Below are 1,040 nucleotides of genomic sequence, written 5' to 3'. Positions count from 1 at the left end.
GTTTGGTGGTGTTCAGGTAGAAGCCGGGGATGTCGCGGGTGTTGATCATTTCCATGACCAGGCGGATACCGGCGGCTTCGAGCTTGTCGGCGGCGTACTTGAGGTTGTCGACGAAGGTCTTGCGCACGGTGGCGCAGTCCGGGCCTTGTGGGCGGATGCCGGCCAGGCAGTTGACCTGGGTGTTGCCCAGGACCTTGGCGTATTCGATGGCCTTGTCGACCCCGGCGCGGAATTCCTCGACGCGGTCGGGGTGGCAGGCGATGCCGCGCTCGCCTTGCGCCCAATCGCCCGCCGGGAGGTTGAACAGCACCTGGGTCAGGCCGTGGGCGTCGAGCTGTTGCTTGATCTCGGCGGCGCTGAAATCGTACGGGAAGAGGTATTCGACACCGCTGAAGCCAGCGTCGGCGGCGGCCTTGAAGCGGGCCAGGAAGTCCTGCTCGGTGAACAGCATGGACAGGTTGGCAGCGAAGCGAGGCATGGTTGTCTCCTTGCAGATGAAAGCCCCCGGCACAGCCGGCACGGGGGCGTCAGGCGGTCAGTCCAGCAGCGAGATCGCGGTAGGCGCGTCGTTGCCGACCAGGGCCAGGTCTTCGAACTCGTTGACCGCGTTGATCTCGGTACCCATGGAAATGTTGGTCACACGCTCGAGAATCACCTCGACCACCACCGGCACCCGGTGTTCTTCGGCCATCTTCTGCGCCTTGAGCAGGGCAGGGGCGATCTCGGCCGGCTCGAACACGCGCAGTGCCTTGCAACCCAGGCCTTCGACCACGGCCACGTGGTCCACGCCGTAGTTGTTGGCTTCGGTGGCGTTGATGTTCTCGAACGCCAGTTGAACACAGTAATCCATGTCGAAGCCACGCTGGGCCTGGCGGATCAGGCCCAGGTAGGCGTTGTTCACCAGCACGTGGACGTAGGGCAGGTTGAACTGCGCGCCCACGGCCAGCTCTTCGATCATGAACTGGAAGTCGTAGTCACCCGACAGCGCGACGACCTTGCGCTTGGGATCGGCCTTGACCACGCCCAGGGCGGCGGGGATG

The 1,040-nt window shown here is 64.2% G+C and carries 2 protein-coding genes; both read right to left on the bottom strand.

All coding sequences use genetic code 11. The features are described from left to right. A partial coding sequence (locus tag WCE05_RS25830) for a TIM barrel protein (protein ID WP_368816816.1) occupies positions 1-478 on the bottom strand: 478 nt, incomplete at its 3' end. A 57-nt stretch (positions 479-535) separates the two neighbouring features. Continuing rightward, on the bottom strand, positions 536-1,040 hold a 505-nt coding region (locus tag WCE05_RS25825; RefSeq protein ID WP_225790959.1), incomplete at its 5' end, for a thiamine pyrophosphate-dependent enzyme.

This window comes from Pseudomonas sp. I2, assembly GCF_040984075.1.
In the GTDB taxonomy this organism is placed as follows: domain Bacteria; phylum Pseudomonadota; class Gammaproteobacteria; order Pseudomonadales; family Pseudomonadaceae; genus Aquipseudomonas; species Aquipseudomonas guariconensis_B.
The sequence above is the reverse complement of the archived record's forward strand: the minus strand, read 5'-3'. Positions and strand labels throughout refer to the sequence as shown.